This is a genomic window from Acetitomaculum ruminis DSM 5522, from assembly GCF_900112085.1.
GTDB classification, from domain to species: domain Bacteria; phylum Bacillota; class Clostridia; order Lachnospirales; family Lachnospiraceae; genus Acetitomaculum; species Acetitomaculum ruminis.
The window spans coordinates 19146-39552 of sequence record NZ_FOJY01000019.1 but is presented as its reverse complement, the minus strand read 5'-3'; the positions used below and the strand labels follow the sequence as shown (position 1 = coordinate 39552).

The 20407-nt window shown below is 39.5% G+C and carries 28 protein-coding genes; 26 read left to right on the top strand and 2 right to left on the bottom strand.

Annotation, left to right across the window (positions count from 1 at the left end; genetic code table 11):
* From BM153_RS11450 to BM153_RS11380, 16 genes are all read left to right on the top strand, one after another.
* Window positions 1–832: 3'-5' exonuclease (locus BM153_RS11450; protein WP_330392126.1), on the top strand; the 832-nt coding region annotated here is incomplete at its 5' end.
* 11 nt (window positions 833–843) lie between these two features.
* Window positions 844–1626: a hypothetical protein gene (locus BM153_RS11445; protein WP_092873999.1), complete on the top strand. Its 783-nt coding sequence runs from the start codon at window positions 844–846 to the stop codon at window positions 1624–1626.
* The gene (locus tag BM153_RS11440) at window positions 1614–1877 is read left to right on the top strand and encodes a hypothetical protein (RefSeq protein ID WP_177205657.1); all 264 of its coding nucleotides are present in this window, start codon (window positions 1614–1616) and stop codon (window positions 1875–1877) included. Before BM153_RS11445 ends, BM153_RS11440 begins: the two co-directional genes overlap by 13 nt.
* A 35-nt stretch (window positions 1878–1912) precedes the next feature.
* Window positions 1913–2947 (top strand): hypothetical protein, encoded by a 1035-nt coding sequence (locus BM153_RS11435; protein WP_092873993.1) that lies wholly within the window; start codon window positions 1913–1915, stop codon window positions 2945–2947.
* 3 nt (window positions 2948–2950) lie between these two features.
* Window positions 2951–3493: a hypothetical protein gene (locus tag BM153_RS11430; protein WP_092873990.1), complete on the top strand. Its 543-nt coding sequence runs from the start codon at window positions 2951–2953 to the stop codon at window positions 3491–3493.
* Between the two features lie 84 nt (window positions 3494–3577).
* Window positions 3578–3724 carry a hypothetical protein gene (locus BM153_RS13750; RefSeq protein ID WP_177205655.1) on the top strand — a complete coding sequence of 49 codons (147 nt, stop codon included), beginning with the start codon at window positions 3578–3580 and terminating at the stop codon, window positions 3722–3724.
* On the top strand, window positions 3717–4043 hold the full coding sequence (locus BM153_RS11425) for a hypothetical protein (RefSeq protein WP_092873987.1): 327 nt from the start codon (window positions 3717–3719) through the stop codon (window positions 4041–4043). Before BM153_RS13750 ends, BM153_RS11425 begins: the two co-directional genes overlap by 8 nt.
* Window positions 4044–4056: 13 nt before the next feature.
* Entirely contained in the window at window positions 4057–4257 is a 201-nt protein-coding gene (locus BM153_RS11420; protein ID WP_092873984.1) for a hypothetical protein, read from the top strand.
* Between the two features lie 72 nt (window positions 4258–4329).
* A complete protein-coding gene (locus BM153_RS11415) occupies window positions 4330–4509 on the top strand; it encodes a hypothetical protein (protein ID WP_092873981.1) in 180 nt (59 codons plus the stop codon).
* 20 nt (window positions 4510–4529) lie between these two features.
* The gene (locus tag BM153_RS11410; RefSeq protein WP_177205653.1) at window positions 4530–4706 is read left to right on the top strand and encodes a DUF4268 domain-containing protein; all 177 of its coding nucleotides are present in this window, start codon (window positions 4530–4532) and stop codon (window positions 4704–4706) included.
* A gap of 79 nt (window positions 4707–4785) precedes the next feature.
* The gene (locus BM153_RS11405) at window positions 4786–6012 is read left to right on the top strand and encodes a hypothetical protein (RefSeq protein WP_092873975.1); all 1227 of its coding nucleotides are present in this window, start codon (window positions 4786–4788) and stop codon (window positions 6010–6012) included.
* A gap of 4 nt (window positions 6013–6016) precedes the next feature.
* The gene (locus BM153_RS11400; RefSeq protein ID WP_242949140.1) at window positions 6017–6706 is read left to right on the top strand and encodes an MmcQ/YjbR family DNA-binding protein; all 690 of its coding nucleotides are present in this window, start codon (window positions 6017–6019) and stop codon (window positions 6704–6706) included.
* A gap of 47 nt (window positions 6707–6753) precedes the next feature.
* Window positions 6754–7209 carry a GNAT family N-acetyltransferase gene (locus tag BM153_RS11395; RefSeq protein ID WP_092873972.1) on the top strand — a complete coding sequence of 152 codons (456 nt, stop codon included), beginning with the start codon at window positions 6754–6756 and terminating at the stop codon, window positions 7207–7209.
* 206 nt (window positions 7210–7415) lie between these two features.
* On the top strand, window positions 7416–7865 hold the full coding sequence (locus BM153_RS11390) for a GNAT family N-acetyltransferase (RefSeq protein WP_092873969.1): 450 nt from the start codon (window positions 7416–7418) through the stop codon (window positions 7863–7865).
* Between the two features lie 36 nt (window positions 7866–7901).
* Window positions 7902–8267, top strand: coding sequence for an ACT domain-containing protein (locus tag BM153_RS11385; RefSeq protein WP_092873965.1), 366 nt, complete (start codon window positions 7902–7904; stop codon window positions 8265–8267).
* Window positions 8268–8284: 17 nt separating this feature from the next.
* Window positions 8285–8917, top strand: a complete 633-nt coding sequence (locus tag BM153_RS11380) for a flavodoxin family protein (RefSeq protein WP_031555345.1) — start codon at window positions 8285–8287, stop codon at window positions 8915–8917.
* A 41-nt stretch (window positions 8918–8958) separates the two neighbouring features.
* Here BM153_RS11380 and BM153_RS11375 read toward each other — a convergent pair whose 3' ends face one another.
* Window positions 8959–9195, bottom strand: a complete 237-nt coding sequence (locus BM153_RS11375) for a helix-turn-helix transcriptional regulator (protein ID WP_242949139.1) — start codon at window positions 9193–9195, stop codon at window positions 8959–8961.
* Between the two features lie 82 nt (window positions 9196–9277).
* Window positions 9278–9982, bottom strand: a complete 705-nt coding sequence (locus tag BM153_RS11370; protein ID WP_092873962.1) for an XRE family transcriptional regulator — start codon at window positions 9980–9982, stop codon at window positions 9278–9280.
* A gap of 1129 nt (window positions 9983–11111) precedes the next feature.
* On the opposite strand from BM153_RS11370, the gene BM153_RS11360 reads away from it, so the two are divergent.
* The 10 genes from BM153_RS11360 (at window position 11112) to BM153_RS11315 (ending at window position 20405) form a co-directional block, all read left to right on the top strand.
* Complete coding sequence (locus tag BM153_RS11360; RefSeq protein ID WP_092873955.1) at window positions 11112–11729, top strand: TetR/AcrR family transcriptional regulator; 618 nt, start codon at window positions 11112–11114, stop codon at window positions 11727–11729.
* 48 nt (window positions 11730–11777) lie between these two features.
* A complete protein-coding gene (locus BM153_RS11355; RefSeq protein ID WP_092873952.1) occupies window positions 11778–12713 on the top strand; it encodes an aldo/keto reductase in 936 nt (311 codons plus the stop codon).
* Between the two features lies 1 nt (window position 12714).
* Entirely contained in the window at window positions 12715–13257 is a 543-nt protein-coding gene (locus BM153_RS11350; protein WP_092873949.1) for a flavin reductase family protein, read from the top strand.
* Between the two features lie 62 nt (window positions 13258–13319).
* A complete protein-coding gene (locus BM153_RS11345) occupies window positions 13320–13799 on the top strand; it encodes a flavodoxin (protein ID WP_092873946.1) in 480 nt (159 codons plus the stop codon).
* 18 nt (window positions 13800–13817) lie between these two features.
* A complete protein-coding gene (locus BM153_RS11340; RefSeq protein ID WP_092873943.1) occupies window positions 13818–14873 on the top strand; it encodes an aldo/keto reductase in 1056 nt (351 codons plus the stop codon).
* Complete coding sequence (locus tag BM153_RS11335; RefSeq protein WP_330392124.1) at window positions 14827–15630, top strand: carboxymuconolactone decarboxylase family protein; 804 nt, start codon at window positions 14827–14829, stop codon at window positions 15628–15630. Before BM153_RS11340 ends, BM153_RS11335 begins: the two co-directional genes overlap by 47 nt.
* Window positions 15631–15652: 22 nt before the next feature.
* Window positions 15653–16516 (top strand): aldo/keto reductase, encoded by an 864-nt coding sequence (locus BM153_RS11330; protein ID WP_092874005.1) that lies wholly within the window; start codon window positions 15653–15655, stop codon window positions 16514–16516.
* A gap of 15 nt (window positions 16517–16531) precedes the next feature.
* Window positions 16532–17254 carry a flavodoxin gene (locus BM153_RS11325; RefSeq protein ID WP_092873937.1) on the top strand — a complete coding sequence of 241 codons (723 nt, stop codon included), beginning with the start codon at window positions 16532–16534 and terminating at the stop codon, window positions 17252–17254.
* A gap of 84 nt (window positions 17255–17338) precedes the next feature.
* Window positions 17339–17746 carry a hypothetical protein gene (locus BM153_RS11320; RefSeq protein WP_092873934.1) on the top strand — a complete coding sequence of 136 codons (408 nt, stop codon included), beginning with the start codon at window positions 17339–17341 and terminating at the stop codon, window positions 17744–17746.
* Window positions 17747–18266: 520 nt separating this feature from the next.
* Window positions 18267–20405, top strand: a complete 2139-nt coding sequence (locus tag BM153_RS11315) for an HD-GYP domain-containing protein (protein WP_092873931.1) — start codon at window positions 18267–18269, stop codon at window positions 20403–20405.
* Window positions 20406–20407 lie beyond the last annotated feature (2 nt).

The following is a 20407-nucleotide window of genomic DNA, read 5'->3' as shown; positions in this document are numbered from 1 at the left end:
TTTTGATGCAACTGTTTTAGGGTTAGCGATGGATACCAATATGAAGGCTCCATTATGTGTAGCAACCCTTGAAAATGCCTATACTACACACCCTGGCATGAAAGGTTGTATATGTCACTCAGACAGAGGTACTCAGTACACTAGTCATTGTAAGGAGGAATACCGCATGAAGCATATCGTTGTTGATTTAGAAATGAATAACATTCGTCAGAAGTCTAAGGCACGCAGAATATTCACGATGGAAACTATTGAGATCGGTGCAGTCATGTTAGATGACAACCTGCAGGAGATTTCATCCTTCCGTACATATGTGAAGCCTGAGTATAACGATGGCATCGTGAAGAAGATTTCCAAGCTTACCGGAATCACGGACGATATGGTGGTAAATGCTCCAAACTTCAATGATGCACTTCGCATGTTCACGAACTGGTGCCTGGGAACCGGCGATGATGTCACAATTTATGCTTGGAGTGAGTCAGATTATGGCCAGATTTCTAAGGAGATGACCCTGAAGGGATATGAAGTATCGGACCAGGAAGCAGAACTGCTTGGTAATGCTTGGTCAGACTTCCAGCAGGAGTTTGATTCTAATCTTGGATTTGAGAGACAGCTGTCCTTGAAGATGGCTTTGGATATGGCCGGTGTAGATTTTTCCGGCAGAGAACATGATTCATTAGATGATGCAAGGAACACAGCAGAGCTTCTGCAGATTTTCAGAGACGAAGAACTGTTTGATAAGACCTTACGGAAAATCAAGGAATATATGGAGCCGACGGAAATCGGCAATACAATTGGTAGCTTAATTGATTTTTCTGCATTCGCATGTGCGTAGGAGGTATTGAAATGGCTGACAAAAAAGACTTTGAGGCAATTATGACAAGCATTACCGCAGGATTAAGTGGTGACTCTAAGGCTGACATAAAATTTCTCCAGGAACAGAGTGAAAAATATAAGGATCATGAGTATGGGAAAGAAATTGTACGTGCATGTGGAAGGTTAATGTACCAAGTACTTCCAGATGATAAGAAAGAAGAACTTGGCAAGGGTTTTGGGAAGAACGCAATGGGATTTGATGCGGCGCTCGATGAAATCCGATTCAATATCTATGAGAAAAGATTAGATGTTGCGTTAAAACTGATGGAAGCTATGGTACAGAAATACGAAGAAATGGGCATGTATGAGAATGATGCTGTAAGTGAGTATTACTGTTTCAGAGAACCTATGGAAGAAATCCTTTATCGTGAGTATAACGAACCCAAGAAAGACTTAAGAAGATCACAGGTTGACTATGCTGAAATGTATCTGTTGTATGGAAGTCTGCTTATCGAATTAAACCGGACTGAAGATGCAACAGAAGTATTGACAAAGGCTAAAAGATGGAATCCGGCATATGCAAGATTGGCATTTGAGCATGCTGAATCATATAAAATGCGTGGGATGTTAGATGAATTTGCCAAGCTGACCAAGGAAACGTTTAAGTATGCCTACTACCCAAAGGATTTAGCCAGATGTTATCGAAACATGGCGTTTTATCTCGTGGAGAAGAAAGAATATAAAGCCGCTGTATGCTTTTTGCAAATCAATTTGATAAGACAGATGTTGGTAATTCGGAATTGTATTATATAAGCCAGGAGATGGGAGAAGTTTATAACCCAACCCAGGGAGACCTGGTTAATTACTTTAAAGAAAATGAGATTCCATACGGGCCGGAGGAAGAAATAATCAAAATAGCATATTCTTATGGGATGCATTTCTATGAAAACGATGACCTTAATACGGCAGCATATTTTTTGTCTATAGCTGCAACATATGTAGATGATGAAGAGTTAAATAAAACACTCAAAGATATTTCTCAAAAAATGGGAAATGAAGAATAAGCGTAATTTGTGATTGATGGAAAGGGTCATTTGTTATGGCAGAATCATTATTGGCACATTTATATTCAAGAATTAAAGGATCTCAGGAGGATGTTGCAACAGTGTCGCTGCGATATATTATCTCATCTTCAAATAGTCTTAACGAAGCATTTAACAGGCTTCTTAGCGATGCTTTAAACCTTGATTTAGATGATAATATAACATATTCCTGTCAATCGGTGGGTGAAAACAGTGAGCGGCCGGATATGTCCGGTGTAGATCAATCCGGAAAAGAAGTTGTTCTTTGTGAAATGAAGTTCTATGCGGGATTAACTTCTAATCAACCAAACGGTTATTTGGATCGTCTGATTAAAGAACATGGAAAAGCGCTTGTTTTTGTATGCCCGGAACAACGTCGAGTTTCGCTATGGAACAAAATAACGGATCTGTGTAGAGAAGCAGACAGGGAATTAACTGGTGAAAACGGATTTAGGGTTGAGGTTGATGGCGTGGCCATGGCAGTCATTTCCTGGGCAGAGATTATTGAAGTGTTGCGAAGGACAGCTTCCTCAGTGGCTGTCGAAGCATTACCAGATATTGCGCAGTTGGCTGGATTCTGTGACATGATGGATAGCACAGCGTTTATTCCATTTGCCTCTGAAGACATGGGGCCAGACATTGCACGTAGGGAGGAACGGTATTTTCAAGTTTTAGATAGATTATTTGATACCCTAGTTGCAAATAAAAGTATCAAGGCATCTGGAAAGGGATTAAAGTCTAGCCCTAACCGCAATGGATATATTAAATATTTAAAAATAAATGAATATGCTGTTGCACTTATATATGATCGGAGTGCCTGGATGGATCCAAGATCTGCTGAAACGCCATTTTGGTTCTACTTTAATGATAATGAGTGGAAACAAACAGAGGAATTAAAAAAGAAATTAAAAGCCATACCGGAATACGAAAGATCTATGTTTGGTAACACCATAGGCATTGCGTTGCATCCTTTGTTAGATTCACAACTTGATGAAATCGCAGTTGATCTGATGAATCAAATATTGAATGCAATGAGAAAAACAGAGGTATGATTTATGCCGAAGCTATATATTGGAATGTGTGAGGATGAAGGAGAGCAAAGACATTGTCTATATGACGATCGGAAGAATCCTCCGGAAATCTATTGTGAAGATTGGAAACCACTTATCTACAAATCGGAAGAAGAGGCCAAAGCAAAACTGCAAATGCTTGAAGATGAGCGAGAAAGAGAAAATGCGGCTGTGCCATTTTCGCTTGAAGGGGCAAAGCTGTATGCAGAAAGTCATTTTTGGAAATTCGCTTCTACCTATGCAAAAACTGCACCACACGAGTATCTTATGAAGAAATGGCTGGTAGATGAAGATAAATTATTGTATGAGCGGTTTGTTGCAACAATAAGAAAAGAATCGGTTGTGGGATATTTCTATGAACATGAGAACAATTACTTGATTCTTGGAGATCATTATTATTGGTATATGCCATTGCCGGATAATCTGGCAGTTGATCTTATAAATCGTACAACTACAGATTATTTAGAATATAGAGACGGGGCATATCACTACAAGCCTCGTCAGGGACTGGGCTATTTCGGTGATTGAATGGCCTGACATTTTTAACGTAAACATCATGCAGTATCTTATAATCAGAGATTGCTTTTGGGAGGGTTTATAAGGAGGTGCGTTATGTTTGGATTTGATTGGACCGGAGATGGCTCCATAGATTTTGTAGATGATCTTATTACTCTTTCTATGTTGGGTGCGTTAGACGACGAAGCGCTTGATGAAGACGATGAGGAAGATGAGGATGATTGGAGGATGAGTCATGGTTAGAAAAATGGGTGGTCAGTATAGAGAACAGTACTTTGAAAGGTATATGGATTTCTTAAGGAAGGTAACTGATGACTCCAGACAAAAAGAGGGTAAAGCTCCTTACTCCGATGTAACTTTAAAGACAATGGCTACGGATACATTCTTTTTGGAGAAGCATGAGGATCGCGATTTTAAAGAATGGTTAAAATCTGATGATTCTTTGGATGAGGCAAGGCAAGCTTTAATTAGTCATTTTACGGGACGTAGGAAGAATCCGGCAAAGGATGCAGAGTATTATGTTCAGCGTATGATTGATTTTAAACGATTCTTAGGAATGTAAAGGGAGGCAACTAATGAAATTTGGAATGAGAAAACCTAGTCTTAAGAGAAGTCTAAAGGCACGTACAACGGGACGTGCAAAAAGAGCTGTGAAGAAAGCCTTAATTCCCGGATATGGGAAGAAGGGTATGGGATGGATTAAGAATCCTAAAAAGGCCGCATATAACAAGATATACAAGAAGACGAGTTTTTCACTGTTTGATTTATTTAAGTGACTGTATGCCAGAATTGCGGATTACTGCATTAAAAATGGCTTATAAATTCTCGGGAACGAGGGGGGACCAGAAATGGCGGATTTGATTGAGAGCAAAAACGTGATTATTGGACTGAGCGTCAATGATGATCATTTTGAATTTGCTACGAATATTTCTACTGCATTAAAAAATGCTGAAACTGAATACCAAGAGCTGAATGATAGAATTGATGAATCGATTGAAACAATCAAAAGGCAAAGAAAGCGGATATAGAAAAAGATTTTGGCGCTGATTTGTTTTGGGAAAGGCTGGATGAGAAGAAGTCTTGCCGTATATCTGCTCGTCTGGAAGGAGTCAATGTTAAAGATAGAGCTGATTGGGACAAAATGATTAAATTCCAGTGCGATACCATGCCAAGATTTTATGATGCACTTCATGACAGATTAGGCGCCGCAAAGAAGAGCATTTAATAGATATAATTCTTGCGTGAGAGTCTTTTGAAGGGGAGTATTCAAATGTTTAGAAAGAGTGAGAAGGTACTTAAGTATAATGAAACCGTTTAAGGATTATGAATTAAGAAATGTGTTGGGAAATCAATATAAAGCTATAAATGAAAAAATAGATAAGCTTTCAAATGAAGAGGTTATGGCAAATTACCTAGATGTTCTGACGGATAATTTGTATCAAGAATTTTATATTGAACCAGTTACAGTTGAAGAGGAAGATTTTGAAAAGAGAAGTATAGTTCAGGGCAAAATAAGGAAATACATAGATCCATTCTTTAGGACTGAGTATGATAAGGAATACGTAGATGTTGATGGAATTATAGCAAGCTTTTTTTATCCGTATTCTGGCGATGATGTTTTGTTTAAGTGCCAGGCTTCAACATTTTCATTAGGTGGATATCCGGAGATAACGCTACATAATGGATATTTAATCATTAAGGCAGAAAGAGCTCTAAATGAAATGAATGGAGATGGAGCTAAAGATAGGTTGCTAGCTGCAGTCAAAGATGAGCTAGATGATGTAAAACAGGGATTGGGATTTGCTAATTCTGATGTAAACGCCTTTAATAATGGCCTTAGAAGATACATTAGCGAAGCAATTAGAACAAGAAAAAGTAAAGTACAATCATTTTACAATATAGCGCAGATGTTTGAAGTTTCGATAGAAAAGAAGGAATATGCTCGTAAACATGTCCCTTTAGAAAGAAAAATCGTTCCTATAGCGCATAAATATGATAGTGAATCTTATTACAATGTTTCTGATTCGGATTACAAAGATGTTCTTGATACATTAAAGCATACTTTATCTACATATGAGAGAACACCAGAATCATACAAATCTATGCAGGAAGAAGATTTGAGAAATACTCTTCTTGCAACATTAAACGCTACATACAAAGGTACAGCGACAGGAGAAACGTTTAGACGAAAAGGAAAAACTGATATTTGCATAGAGCAAGAAAATAGAGCAGCTTTTGTTGCTGAGTGTAAAATATGGAAGGGAGCTAAGGCATTAACAGATGCGGTTGACCAGCTGGATGGCTATCTTACATGGAGAGATTGTAAGACTGCTTTGATTGTATTTGTAAGACAAAAAGACTTTATTAAAGTGCTTGAAAAAGCAAAAGACGCACTTAATAATTTGGAGAATATGCGATTCTTAAGGGAACTGGATAAGAATGAATTTGAGTGTGTGTATATCTCGAATTCTCATCCAGGGCAATTAGTGAAAATGAGAGTTATGTTGTTTGATCTTAGCTATGATGAGTGATGAAATGGATTTAAGAGAAGATGTCGAAAAATATATAAAGAAAAAATACAAAGCATCTCCGGAATATCTCTGGAAAAGATACCCTGATTATGCGGTTTTCAGACATGAAGACAACAGAAAATGGTTTGCGATAATTATGGATGTTGATGCCGATAAACTTGGGCTTCCAGGTACTGAACGTATAGATATCATTGATGTAAAAATTGATGATCTTATGCTTCGTGATATCTTGTTACAACAGGAAGGTTTCCTGCCTGCTTATCACATGAACAAGGGCAGCTGGATAACTATTCTGCTTGATGGAACTGTGAAAGTAGATGAGATCTGCAACATGATAGATGCCAGTTTTTTAGACACTGCATCTAGGAAGAAAAAGGATAAGTTCTGTCAGGCTAAGGAATGGTTAGTACCTGCAAATCCAAAGTATTATGACATTGAACATGCATTTGATGAAACTGATGAAATTGATTGGAAGCAGGGCGCTAGGATTATAAAGGGTGATACGGTATTTATGTATGTAGGCGCACCTGTATCTGCAATTTTTTATAAGTGTAAGGTTACAGAGGTAGATATTCCATATGAATATGAGGATAAAAATCTTTCTGACAGGGCAAAGCTCTATAAGGAAGAAGGAACTCAGTATTATCATGGAAATTTATATGTTCCGGATGATTTAGAGAGCATAGAGCTATAAACGGATTTTTAATTGACATAATATATTTAACACGGAGATACGAATAAGTGAAACTAATTGAGTATGACAAAAAATATAAGCAGGATTTTATAGATTTTAACACTGACTGGATAGAGGATAACTTCGGTCATCTTGAACCGGAAGATTATGAGACCTTTGAGCATATTGAAGATGAAATGAAAGACGGAGCCATGATTTATTTTGCCATTGACGATGACGGAACGGCTCTGGCTACATGTATGGCAAAGCCTATGGAAGGAAGCACCTGGGAACTGTGTAAACTTGGCTCTAATAAAGAACGCAAGCATTCTGGAAGTGGAAGCATGGTATTTGAGGCTGCCATGAATTGGGCGATTCAGCACGGTGCAGGCCGCTTGTTTTTGATTTCAAACAGTAAGCTTTCTCCGGCTTTGCATATCTATGAAAAGTACGGTTTTACAGAAGTAAAACTCGCTGACTATGAATATGAGCGCGGGGACATTGCTTTTGAGAAAAAACTATAGAGAACGGGGTTAATGATGATGGAAGAATTAAGAGTAGATATGAGAGAACGCACACCTGAGGAACAGGCAATATATGACAGGCAGTCCGGCAAGAGTGATCAAGACATTGGATGCTGAGAAGTTTAAAGAGGTTTAAAAAAGAGTGCTATCAGAGGATGGCATTTATAATATGCTTGAAAGAAATAAGGAGTTAATAAAGATACTGGATGGATTTGATAGTTAAGCATTTTAATGAGCTCAGTACCTCAGAGCTTTATGAGAGATTAAAAACAAGATTTGAGATATTTGTCACAGAGCAGGAATGCATTTATCAGGATATGGATGATAAAGATCAGGATGCGATACATGTATTTTGTTATAACGATTCCAGGAGAGTTGCAGGATGTCTCAGGGTATTTTGGAAAGACCATGATGAAGCATCCGGAGTAGCTCAGATTGGAAGAGTCGTTACACTGGAGCATGGTAAAGGCATTGGAGGACAGATCCTTCATGAAGGCGTAAGGGTAGCAATAGAGCGGCTAAAGGCTAAGAAGATATACCTTGAAGCCCAGGAATATGCCATAGGCTATTATGCAAAAGAAGGCTTTGAGGTTGTGTCAGAGCCATTTATGGAAGATGGTATTCCTCATGTGAAGATGGAGAGAATCCATGGATAATACGAACATCTTCCTTTTAGAGTGGAGAATGACTATATGGAATTAAAGAAGATACCTTATGATTTTACAGTATGTAAATTAAAACAAGATTCAGATATAGATGTCACAAAGAGTTTTTATTTTGTTGGGAAGACTGATGAGGAGATATCTTTAGTATGTAAGACAGAGGATGCTCCTGCCAATACTTTGGAAAGGGACGATGGATGGAGTGCATTTCGGATACAGGGAGTTTTGGATTACTCTCTGATTGGAATTCTTTCAAAGATTTCAGCCATATTGGCTGATAATAAGATAGGGATATTTGCAGTATCGACCTATAATACAGATTATATCCTGACTAAAGCTGATAATTTTGACAGAGCATTATCGGTACTTGAAGAGGCTGGATATAAAGTGATTTGATCATGTTAGGAGGAACTATGAAAACTATCATTTTAAATGGAAGCCCAAGAAAAAACTGGAATACAGCAGAAATGCTTAAGTCCGTGCAGAAGGGTGCTGAGTCAGTTGGTGCAGAGACGGAGTACATTGATTTATACAGCTTGAACTATACCGGATGTAGAAGCTGTATGGCCTGCAAACGCAAGGATATAGAAAGATGCCACTGCTTCTGGAAGGATGATTTGTCTCCTGTTATAGATAAGATATTTTCTGCAGATGCAATGTTTATAGGCTCTCCGATTTATCTTGGAGATATCACCAGCCAGGTTCATGCATTGATTGAAAGGCTACATTTTTGTGCTTTGTCATACGATGATTATTCTAACTATTTTAAGGGAAAGGTGAATGTAGGAGTAGTGCTTACTATGAATGCTCCCAAAGCCTTTTATGAAAGCGCATATAAGGCTCAGATGGAGAGACAAATGGAAGCATTTAAAGCACTTAATGGAACTGTCGAAATATATCCTTGCTGTGATACTTTGCAGGTAGCAGACTATAGCAAGTTTAATATGGCAGGCTTTAGTGAAGAACATAAGAAAGAAATGCGAGAGAAGCAGTTTCCAGCAGATCTCGATATGGCTTTTCAGATGGGAGCAAGACTTTCAAAATAATAATAAATGCCCGCTCTTGTAGCGGGCTGATGTACAAAGAATTATTCAGTTTCAGTTGTTTCAGCTTCTTCCTTTGTCTCTGGGAATACTTCCTGAACCAGCAGATTAAAATAGGCTGAAATCCTATAGGCATAATCAAGTGACACATTCTGTTCGCCGTTTTCGATAAGGCTTATAGTACGCCGATTGATTCCTAAATCATCAGCCATTTTGTTCTGGCTTATATGGTTCTTTTTACGAAGGTCATAGATATTGTTGGAATAGGTCAAATCTTTCAAAACATCAACTCCTCTCGTGTAATAGGTAAAGTCTTTCTGACAAGTACCATTTTACCAAAGAGGGTGTACAATATATCAGACTCTAATCAATGGCAAGCTTGCCGAAAATTTTGAATGAGCTATATTCGCTTATCGGAATGGGCTTATATTTTGCATTTAGTGATAATAGGAATGTTCCGGCTGACTTTACAATATATTTTTTGAAATAGGTCTTTCCGTCTAGGTAGAATAACCCTATATCACCGGAATCAAGGCAGTCTGTCTGCTCTATCCATACAAGCTGCTCATCTTTAAATCTTGGTTCCATACTGTCACCATCAAGGTAAACGCCAAAGGTGGCTTTTCTTGGAACTTGATCATAGATTTCTACTTCATCGAAGTTTTCATCGTCAATAAAGTAACCGGTTCCGGCTGAAGCTGGAAGTAGAGCAACCTTCATGATACGTGGCTTAAATTCAACAATCTCAGCAGTTTGCTTCTGATAATCCTCGGTCTTTTTCAAAAGCTCTATGTAATCAAGAACTTTCTTTACACCTTCTTCATTTAAATCCTTAAATGGATCATTCGGATTTTCTCCAATAAATTCTGTATAAATGTCATTGATTCCAAGTATTTCACACAATGCAAGCAAGGTATCAGCAGATGGTATACTATTTCTCTTTTCCCAGGCGCTCACAGCAGCGTTTTTGATATGAATATCATATTTCTCAAGCTCTGTAGCAATATCAATCTGGGATATCTTTTTATTTTTTCTGTGGAATGCAATTACTTCACCGATATTTTTCATGGTCTGCCTTTCTCTTCTGTCGTTGGTAGGTATCAAATCTCTGTATAAGAATATACCATTTAAAACAGTGTATTTCAATATAAATCAAATGTTATTACAAATTGTGACATATACTAGCCTTGATTTAAATTCTGAATAGAATTATAGTAATCTATGTCGGGAGGAAACATACAGACGGCACTTGCCTCAGTGTAAACGGAAAACGGCTGTATCTTATGTTGGGGATAATGGAGGTAATGAACATATGGAGAAGGATGTTTATATGCGTAGAGGGACATGAGGCATCCGCCTTCTGCGCATGAATTCATAAAATATACAGAGGTTTTTGATAAGCTGCTCGGACCTCGGAGACTTATAGTCGGCTTATCCGGAAAAGCAAATATAGGAACATTCTCAATGACTTGTAAAGGTGACTTTCCCTTTCCTTTTCAAGCTTTTGAACAAATCTTTGATTTGGAGGTGCGCAGTCTAAATGCAGGAAATTGAGTTTTATTGCAAGAAATGCCGTAAGAGCATGAAGATGTCTTACGAACTTACCGGAGATAAGGATACTCCGGTTATGAATGGGATCAGTATCAGGTGCCACACAAACAAGTGCACTAGATTAGTAACCCTCAAGAAATATACTGAGGGCAAGATAATACAGAGAGCAGGCGCATCCGGCAGGTGCTATCTGTAAATGAATTTGAACATAGGCGCGGAGATCCGTGCATAACAATGACAACTAAACGAGGGCATCATGATATGGGGGTATAGCCCACCGCGGACGCATGATAAGAAATCAGTTAAAGGCTGATATCTTATTGTGCGTCCTTTTTCTTTGTTCCTTTTTCTGGTTTTGGCCCAAAAAGAGGGAGAAGATGAAGAATTTTATTAATGAAGAAACACTGGGACAGAGAATTAAAGCGGCAAGGATCAGAATGGGGATGCATATTGTTTCAATAAAGGTATTAGGCATATAGACCATATGATTTATGCGCCTTTTTCTTTTGTCTAATAGTAGAACGACATCAATCCTTTTTTCTATAAGTCGTATATTAATTTTTTAAAAAAATATTGACACTGTGTCAGAAAACGGATATAATTCATATTGACACGAAGTCAGAATAAAAAATTAGGAGACAGATATATGCCAAAAGGATCACCGGAAAGAACCGCAGCAAGAAAAGAAGAAATCATAAGTGCCTGCGAGAAGCTGTATCAGACCATGAGCTTTAAAGATATCACTCTTAAAGAGATCGGGAATGAAACATCCTTCTCAAGACCGACAATATATAACTACTACCAGACAAAAGAGGAAATATTTTTGGCCCTTTTTGAGAGGGAGTACATTCGCTGGAATGAAGAATTACAATCTATTCTTCAGGAAAATGAGAAGCTTTCCAAGGAGCAGCTTGCAAACAAGCTTGCATCATCCATAGCAAACAGGCAGCAACTGCTAAAACTTCTCTCCATGAATAACTACGATATGGAGGAAAACAGCAGACCTGAACTTCTTACATCTTTTAAGGTAGCTTATGGCGAGTCTATGAAAAATGTATGCAGGATAATCACAAAATTTTGTCCGGAGAAATCGGTTCAGGAAATTCAAAACTTTATATACATATTTTTCCCTTTTATGTTTGGTATTTTTCCTTATACCGCAGTAACGGATAAACAGAGGGAAGCCATGAAACAGGCAAATGTGGACTATGTATATCAGTCCATTTATGAGATAACAAATAACTGTCTGCTGAAGCTTTTATAAAGCGAGGCAGACTAATAAAAACACTAATTTCAAGGAGGACAAAGCAAAATGGCAAATTTACCTAAGATCGCTCTTGGTGCATGGGCATGGGGCAACGACGGAACATTTGGAAACAATCTTACAGCAGAGAGCCTTAAGCCTATTTTTGACACGGCAATGGAAAATGAACTTAACCTTTGGGATACAGCCTATGCTTATGGCATGGGAACATCAGAGAAGGTGCTTGCAGGATTTCTTGAAGGGCTGCCAAGGGAGTCTTACCTCATTTCCGATAAGTTTACTCCACAGTGTGCAGATGCATCTTCAGCTTCTGCAATGAAGGATATGATAGAGATGCAGCTTGGCCTTATGGATCTGGACAGGTTTGATGTTTACTGGATCCACAATGTGTCTGGTGCACCAAAGTGGACGGAAGAATTGGCTAAGTACTTTGAAGGCAAGGACAATGTGCCTCTTCTTGGAGTGTCTAACCATAACCTTTCTGAGATCAAACAGGCAAATGAGATCCTGAAGGCTCACGGTCTTAAGCTGTCAGCGGTACAGAACCATTACAGCCTGATCAACAGATCATCAGAAGACTCAGGGATCCTGGATTATTGTAAAGAAAATGACATTACCTTCTTTTCATACATGGTTCTTGAGCAGGGAGCATTGTCAGGCAAGTATGATACAAAGCATCCTATGCCGGAAGGCTCTGCAAGGGCAGAGATCTATAATCCTGTACTTGATAAGCTGGAGATCCTTAATGAAGAGCTTAAGAAACTTGCAGACAAATATGGTGTAGGAATGGCTCAGATTCCTGTAGCGTGGGCAATAGCAAAGGAAACCCTTCCTATCATTGGTGTGACCAAGGAAAATCAGGTACTTGATGCAGTAAAGGCTGCAAATATCACACTTACAGATGAGGAAGTATCCTCAATTGAAAAAGTAGCGGATAGTCTGGAACTTAATGTAATTCGTTTTTGGGAAAAGGAGATGAAATAATATGGCAAAGAAAAATATTGGGGCAACACTTGCGTTATATCCATGCCCTGTGATCGTTGTTGGGGCAATGGTAAATGATAAACCTACATGGACTCTTGTAGCACATGCCGGAACTGTGGCACACAGTCATCTGATGGTATCCCTGGTACAGGCACATTATATCAACAAGGGCATTCGTGAGAATAAAAAACTCTCTGTAAATGTAGTAGATGAGTCATGGCTTGCCAAGGCAGATAAGATGGGAACAATCAGCGGAAACAAAGAGGATAAGTCTGAGGCATTTGCATGGACCATGAGTGAAAATGGAGCACCTCTTATTGATGAAGCCAAGGTTTCTATCGAGTGCGAGGTTGATGGGAACTATGAACTGGAAAATTTCGACCACTTTATCTGCAAGATACTTGCGACCTATGCGGATGAAGCAGTTTTGAACGAGCAGGGCAAGATCGACTACCATACCTTTAAGCCGGTGTTGTTTGAATTCCCGACTTATGAGTATTTCGTTACCGGAGAAAGCAAAGGAAACTGTGGAAAGATAAACTGATTTTTCTGGTTTCTGGCCTTAAAAGGTCAGAGGCTTGTTTGTATAAGAATGGAGGATAAAAAATGGCAGGAAAAACTTTAGTGGCTGTATTTTCAGCAAGCGGTGTGACAAAAAAAGTGGGTGAAGAGATTGCTCGTATCGTAGGTGCGGATTTTTTTGAAATAGTTCCAAAGGAAATATATACGGATGATGATCTTAACTGGATGAACAAGCAGAGTAGGAGCAGCGTTGAGATGAATGACCCGGCTGCGAGACCTGAGATCACAGGGATGGTGTCTGACATGGCTTCATACGAAAAGGTGATCATCGGATTTCCAATCTGGTGGGGAGTGGCTCCGAGGATCATAGAGACCTTCCTTGAAAGCTATGATTTCAGCGGAAAGACCATCATTCCTTTCTGCACATCCGGAGGAAGCGGTGTAGGAAGAAGTGACGAAGAGATCCATAAGAATGTAAAGGGTGACGTGAAGTGGGAAAAAGGCACACAGATCAATCGCTCGGATGAAGCTGTGATTAAAAAGTGGCTTGATGAAGTACTTTAAACGGAAAGGAGTCAGGCAATGAAATATACAAAACTTGGGAATTCAGATCTGAACGTATCCCGTATATGCATGGGTTGTATGGGATTTGGCGATGCGACGAGAGGACAGCACAGCTGGACGATTGACGAAGAGCATTCGAGAGAGATCATAAAGAAAGGTCTGGATCTTGGAGTTAATTTCTATGATACAGCTATTGCATACCAAAGCGGCACCAGCGAGCAGTATGTAGGCAGGGCTCTCAGAGATTTTGCAAAGCGCGAGGATGTGGTTGTTGCTACTAAATTTCTTCCGAGAACACAGGAAGAGATCGAAAAAGGAATTACCGGTCAGCAGCATATAGAAAACATGATAAACACAAGCCTTCAAAATCTTGGAATGGATCATGTGGATCTGTATATCTATCACATGTGGGATTGGAATACAGATATCTACGATATCATGGATGGGCTTAACCGCATCGTAAAAGCAGGAAAGGCAAGATATATCGGCATTTCTAACTGCTTTGCATGGCAGATTGCAAAGGCCAATGCACTTGCAGAAAAAGAAGGATTTGCAAAATTTGTTTCTATCCAGGGGCTTTATAATCTGATCTTCCGTGAAGAAGAGCGTGAGATGGTGCCTTATTGTGAAGAAGAGAATATCGCACTGACTCCGTACAGTGCGCTGGCAAGTGGAAGACTATCCAGAAAGCCCGGTGAGGGAGATAGCAAGAGAGCTGCCGAGGATACCTATGCCAAGTTTAAATATGATGCTACGGCGGAGCTGGATGCTGTAATCATAGACCGTGTGGCAGAGCTGGCTGAGAAACATGGCGTGACTATGACGGAAATATCACTGGCTTGGCTTCTTACCAAGGTAACGTCTCCTGTGGTAGGTGCGACCAAGCACCATCATATAGAAGGTGCGGCGAAGGCTGTGGACATTGAGCTTACGGATGATGAACGAAAGTATCTCGAAGAGCCATATGTGCCTCACCCGCTTGCAGGTGTTATGGCGCAGAATAAAAGAACTGATGCATCCAAGAAACATGTATGGACTACAGGAGCACAGAAAATATTGGGAGGAGAAAAATAAAATGGCAGAGAGAATTGTACAGACAGCAGGAAGAGAACAGCTTGGTGAATTTGCACCAATGTTCGTACATTTAAATGATGACGTATTATTTGGTGAGGTATGGAATGAAGAAGCCATTGATGTGAAGACCAAATGTATTATTACAGTGGTTTCGCTTATGGCTTCAGGTATCACAGATTCTTCCCTGACCTATCATCTTCAGAATGCGAAGACACACGGTGTCACAAAGGAAGAGATTGCAGCGATCATTACTCACGCCACTATGTATGTAGGATGGCCTAAAGGTTGGGCAGTATTCAGACTGGCAAAAGAAGTGTGGAATGAAACGACAGAGGTTGTTACAGAGAAGGATAAGTATCAGAATTCCATTTTCTTCCCCATTGGAGAAGAGAATCCTTATGGAGAGTTCTTTGTAGGACAGAGTTATCTGGCTCCTGTATCAAAAGAGCAGGTTTCTATTTTCAACGTAACTTTTGAGCCGGAATGCAGAAATAACTGGCATATCCACCATGCCAAGAGTGGAGGCGGACAGATGCTGATCTGCATCGGTGGAAGAGGATATTATCAGGAATGGGGCAAAGAAGCCGTGGAGATGACTCCAGGTAAAGTAATAAACATTCCTGCTGAAGTAAAGCACTGGCACGGAGCAGCACCGGATTCATGGTTCTCACATCTCGCAATAGAAGTTGCCGGTGAAGAAACGAGCAATGAATGGCTGGAAGCTGTATCTGATGAAGACTACGGCAAATTATCATAAATGGTTAACAGGAGGAAAAAAGATGTTTAATACTACGATCACATTATCAAATGGTGTTGTTGTTCCGCAGCTTGCGCTCGGAACATGGCTTATAGATAACGATAAGGTGGCTGATGCAGTGAAGTCTGCAATAGAAATCGGCTACAGACATATAGATACCGCACAGGCATATATGAATGAAGCCGGTGTGGGTGAAGGCATCAGAAACTCAGGTGTTGCCAGAGATGAGCTCTTTGTTACAACAAAGGTTGCTGCGGAGCATAAGGATTATAAATCTGCGATGGACGGGATCGATGGTTCTCTGAAAGCAATGGGACTTAATCATATAGATATGATGATCATCCACAGCCCACAGCCCTGGGTAAAAGTAAACCAATCCGATGACAGATATTTTGAAGGAAATCTGGAGGCGTGGAGAGCACTTACGGATGCATATAAGGCAGGTAAGCTCCGTGCTATAGGTGTTTCCAATTTCCAAAAAGAAGACATTGATAATATCTGGAATAATGCTGATGAAAAGCCTATGGTGAATCAGGTGCTCTGTCATATATCTAATACACCTATGGAACTGATCAAATATTGTCAGAATAAAGGAATAGTGATGGAAGCATATTCACCTGTAGCTCATGGAGAAGCACTTAAGAATGAAAGGATAGCGGATATGGCTAAAAAGTATGGAGTATCTGTTCCACAACTCTGCATCCGTTACGACATTCAGCTTGGAATGATAGTACTTCCAAAGACTGCAAATCCGGAGCACATGAAGAGTAATGCTGACGTTGAATTTGTAATCTCTGATGAAGACATGGAAGCGCTAAAAAATGTGGAGCATATAAAGGATTACGGCGAACATGGCTTTTTCCCTGTGTTTGGAGGAAAGATGTAAGGAGGCTGACGCAAAATGAAGAAAAAGATATCGGTACTTGCCGCTGTTTTATTGGCTTTTGGTCTTGCTGCGTGTGGAAATAATGCAGCACAGGCTACAAATGATACTACTCAGACAATACAAGCGGAGAGCGCAAAGGAAACAGACACTTCAAATAACCCTGAAGAAACACAGCAGGCTGTGACGAAAGAAGCTGCTTCAAACACAAACGATGAAATAGTGGGAGATATTTCTTCGGAAGTGACAGAGAGCCCCGAGGAAAACGGTGGTACTCTTGTCGTATATTTCTCAGCAACCGGAACCACTAAGGGTGTAGCGGAAGAGATTGCAGGTATCACAGGTGCAGATACCTATGAGATCAAGGCTGCGCAGGAATACACAGATGCAGATCTTAACTGGAATGATTCAAGCAGCCGTTCAACCAAGGAGCAGAATGATTCATCCGCTAGATCTGAGATTGGAAGTGATGCAATCTCTCTTGACGGCTATACAACCATTTATATTGGGTATCCAATCTGGTGGGGAGAAGAACCACGCATCATGGATACATTTGTAGAGAGTTATAGCTTTGATGGCATTACCATGATCCCTTTCTGTACCTCAAGCAGCAGTGGAATAGGAAGAAGCGGTCAGAATCTTGCAGATAATGCAGGAACCGGTACATGGCTTGATGGTATGCGATTTGGTGCCGGAGCATCAGAGGATGAAATCAGATCCTGGATAGAGGGTTTACAGTAAAGAAAGAGTGAAGGGCGGCTGCATGCAGTACCTTTCCTGTATGGAATGACGAGGGTTTCTTTTGCCAGAAGGATGCATCTATCCATGTCTCATTGGGCATTTGTGCTCATGGGATTGCATCTTGGAATGCATATTCCGGTAATGTTTGCAAGGCTACGGATTACAGATAAGTTGAAGACGGTGATATCTGCAGCATTATGTATTGTAGCAGGTATCGGTCTGTTTTTATTCATTAGGAATGGAATGCCGGATTATCTTTTCTTCCGTGTTCCCTTTGCTTTCCTTGATTATGTGAAAGCAGGAATTCTCGTTTTTCTTGAGAATATCCTTATGCTTACAATCTGGGCTTATATTGGCACACAGATTGCAGTGTTATGCAGAAACTCTCAGATGAAAACAGAAGATAAAAAGAATCCGCTACTGCCTGTGGCATTCATTATGGATTATGTGTTCCACCTTTTATTGTGGATTTTATTGAGAAGAGTAATATAAGGACATCTTACTTGTTTGCAGTAGCAACTTATGGCTTTTTCCCGGGAGCAGTATGTGGACAGCTTTGTGTCCTATGAAAAACATCAGTCTTGGGAACTGGACCCCTATATTTGGAAGTAATTGTGTTAGTTGTGGAGCCTGTATCCAAAACTGTACGAAAAATGCAATTCATCATAAAAAGTAAAAAAGCTCAGCCAGATACAGAAATCCATATATCATGCTTGAAGAGCTTATGTATTAAAGTGGTAAAATTATGTGAAATCAAGATAAACTAGGATAATTGCTGCTTCTAAAGCTACGTTGTGTAATAATTTCCCCAAAAGTGCCATTTCGTTCACATTACGTTAAAAAGTGACACAAATATGTCTGCAATCTTGTTATCAGTATTTGTCAGGCATATACTGTATTTATTAGTGATTAACTTAAGTAAAGAAAATGTAATCTTAAATGACAGCAGATATGGCTAAAAAGTGGAATTTCATAAGATGGAGATTTTCCAGCCTTTTTGAGGGGGGCACTAATGAAAGGATTTCAAAAGATCGTACATATTTTGAAAAGACAAAATGTACTTGCACTTTTTATTTGCATAGTTGGAATAGCTATCAATTTAGTGCTGAATACAGTAGCTGTGACAATGGATTTGCCGCTTTATCTTGATACTGTAGGAACAGTTTCGGTAGCCGTTTTAGGAGGTTATTTGCCAGGTGTTATTGTTGGGTTGGTTACCAATATCATAAAGAGTATTTCAAATCCCACGTCACTATACTATGTTTCAGTTAATGTATTGATAGCTTTTTTTGCTACCTTCATTTCTAAAAGGGGCTGGTTAAAACACGTAGCCGGTATTATCGGAATGACTTTGGCATTCGTATTAATAGGTGGTGGACTGGGAAATTTAATTCCCTGGTTTATGGAAGGACTTTCATTTTACAGTAAGTCTATGAGTGAGATGCTATATGAGACAGGGTATTTTGATGCCTTATCGTCACATATTTTATCAAGCATTGTTATGGAGATACCTGATAAGGTTGCTACAGTTTTAATTGTCCTTATTATCTTGTACCTTGTTCCCGAAAAATACACAGATCGTCTTGGATTTGTCTGGTGGGCGCAAAAGCCTCTTAAAGACGCTGAATTTGATTTAACAGATAAGTCTAAAACTCGAATAAGTTCCCTTAAGTTAAAGGTAATTCTTACACAGGCATTGTCTTTGATTGTTATATCCGTTGTTGGAGTATCTTTAAGTGTTGGGATTTACCGGGAAACTATTATTGATGAACATTCTCGCATAGCTACAGGGACTGCTAAAGCGGCAGCAGCTATTATTGACGGAGACAGAGTGGATGAATTTATAAAAAAAGGCCATGATGCCAAAGGCTATGATGATACACTTGTAATTTTAGATAATATTTTGCAAAATTCCACGGAAATTGAGCATTTGTATGTATATAAAGTTTTAGAGGACGGATGTCGTGTTGTTTATGATATAGAAACCGATGACATAGAAGCTAAAAAAACAGGAGCAATCGTAGAATTAGAAGAAAGATTTCATGATTATGTTCCAAAACTTTTGGCAGGTAAAGAGATAGAGCCTATTGTGACAGATGATTCCCGCTTGTACCTTCTTACGGCTTATTATCCTGTTTATGATTCCCAGGACAGATGCGTATGCTATGTGGGGGCAGATGTTACTCTTGGGGTAATAAACAGTAAAATAAACAGTTATTTAACAGAGATGATTTCAGTATATATTGGATTATTTGTAGTACTTTGCGTGCTTATGAATTGGATGGCGGAATATCAGGTGAGTCTGCCCCTTAAAACCATAACCAACAGGGTTTACAGTTTTGTAAGTTCCGATAATACCCAAAAGGAACTGGATGAAAAAGTAAAAAGCTTAAGGGAGATAGATGTTCGAACCGGGGATGAAGTTGAATTATTATACAATGCCGTATGCAATATGTCATCAAATCAGACGGAACAGATACGAAGCATTAGAAGATTGTCTGATTCTACAGCAAAGATGCAGGACGGCCTTGTAATAACTATGGCGGATATGGTGGAAAATCGTGACTCGGATACCGGAGCACATATCCAAAAGACAGCTGCTTATGTAAAAATTATTGTAGATGGCTTGAAGAAAAAAGGGTACTACGCAGAAAAACTAACACCTAAATTTATGTCTGATGCGGTACGTTCGGCTCCCCTTCATGATGTGGGAAAGATTGATATCCCGGATGAAATTTTGAATAAACCCGGAAAATTAACCGATGAAGAATATGAGATTATGAAAACCCATACAACTGCGGGAAAGCGTATCGTAGAAAACGCCATCAGTACTGTAGAGGGGGATAATTATCTTAAAGAAGCAAGAAATATGGCAGCCTACCATCATGAAAGATGGGATGGTAAGGGGTATCCTGAAGGCTTGCATGGGGAAGTGATACCTCTTTCAGCACGTATTATGGCTGTTGCTGATGTTTTTGATGCTCTTACATCACCACGTATATATAAAGAGGCTTTTTCTCTGGTAAAGGCGTTATTAATATTGGAAGAGGGAAAGGGCACTCAATTTGATCCAAAGTGTGTTGAAGTGTTTATGGATTCGTTAGACGAGGTGAAGGTTGTCCTTAGCAAATATAATCCGGAAGCATTGTGACA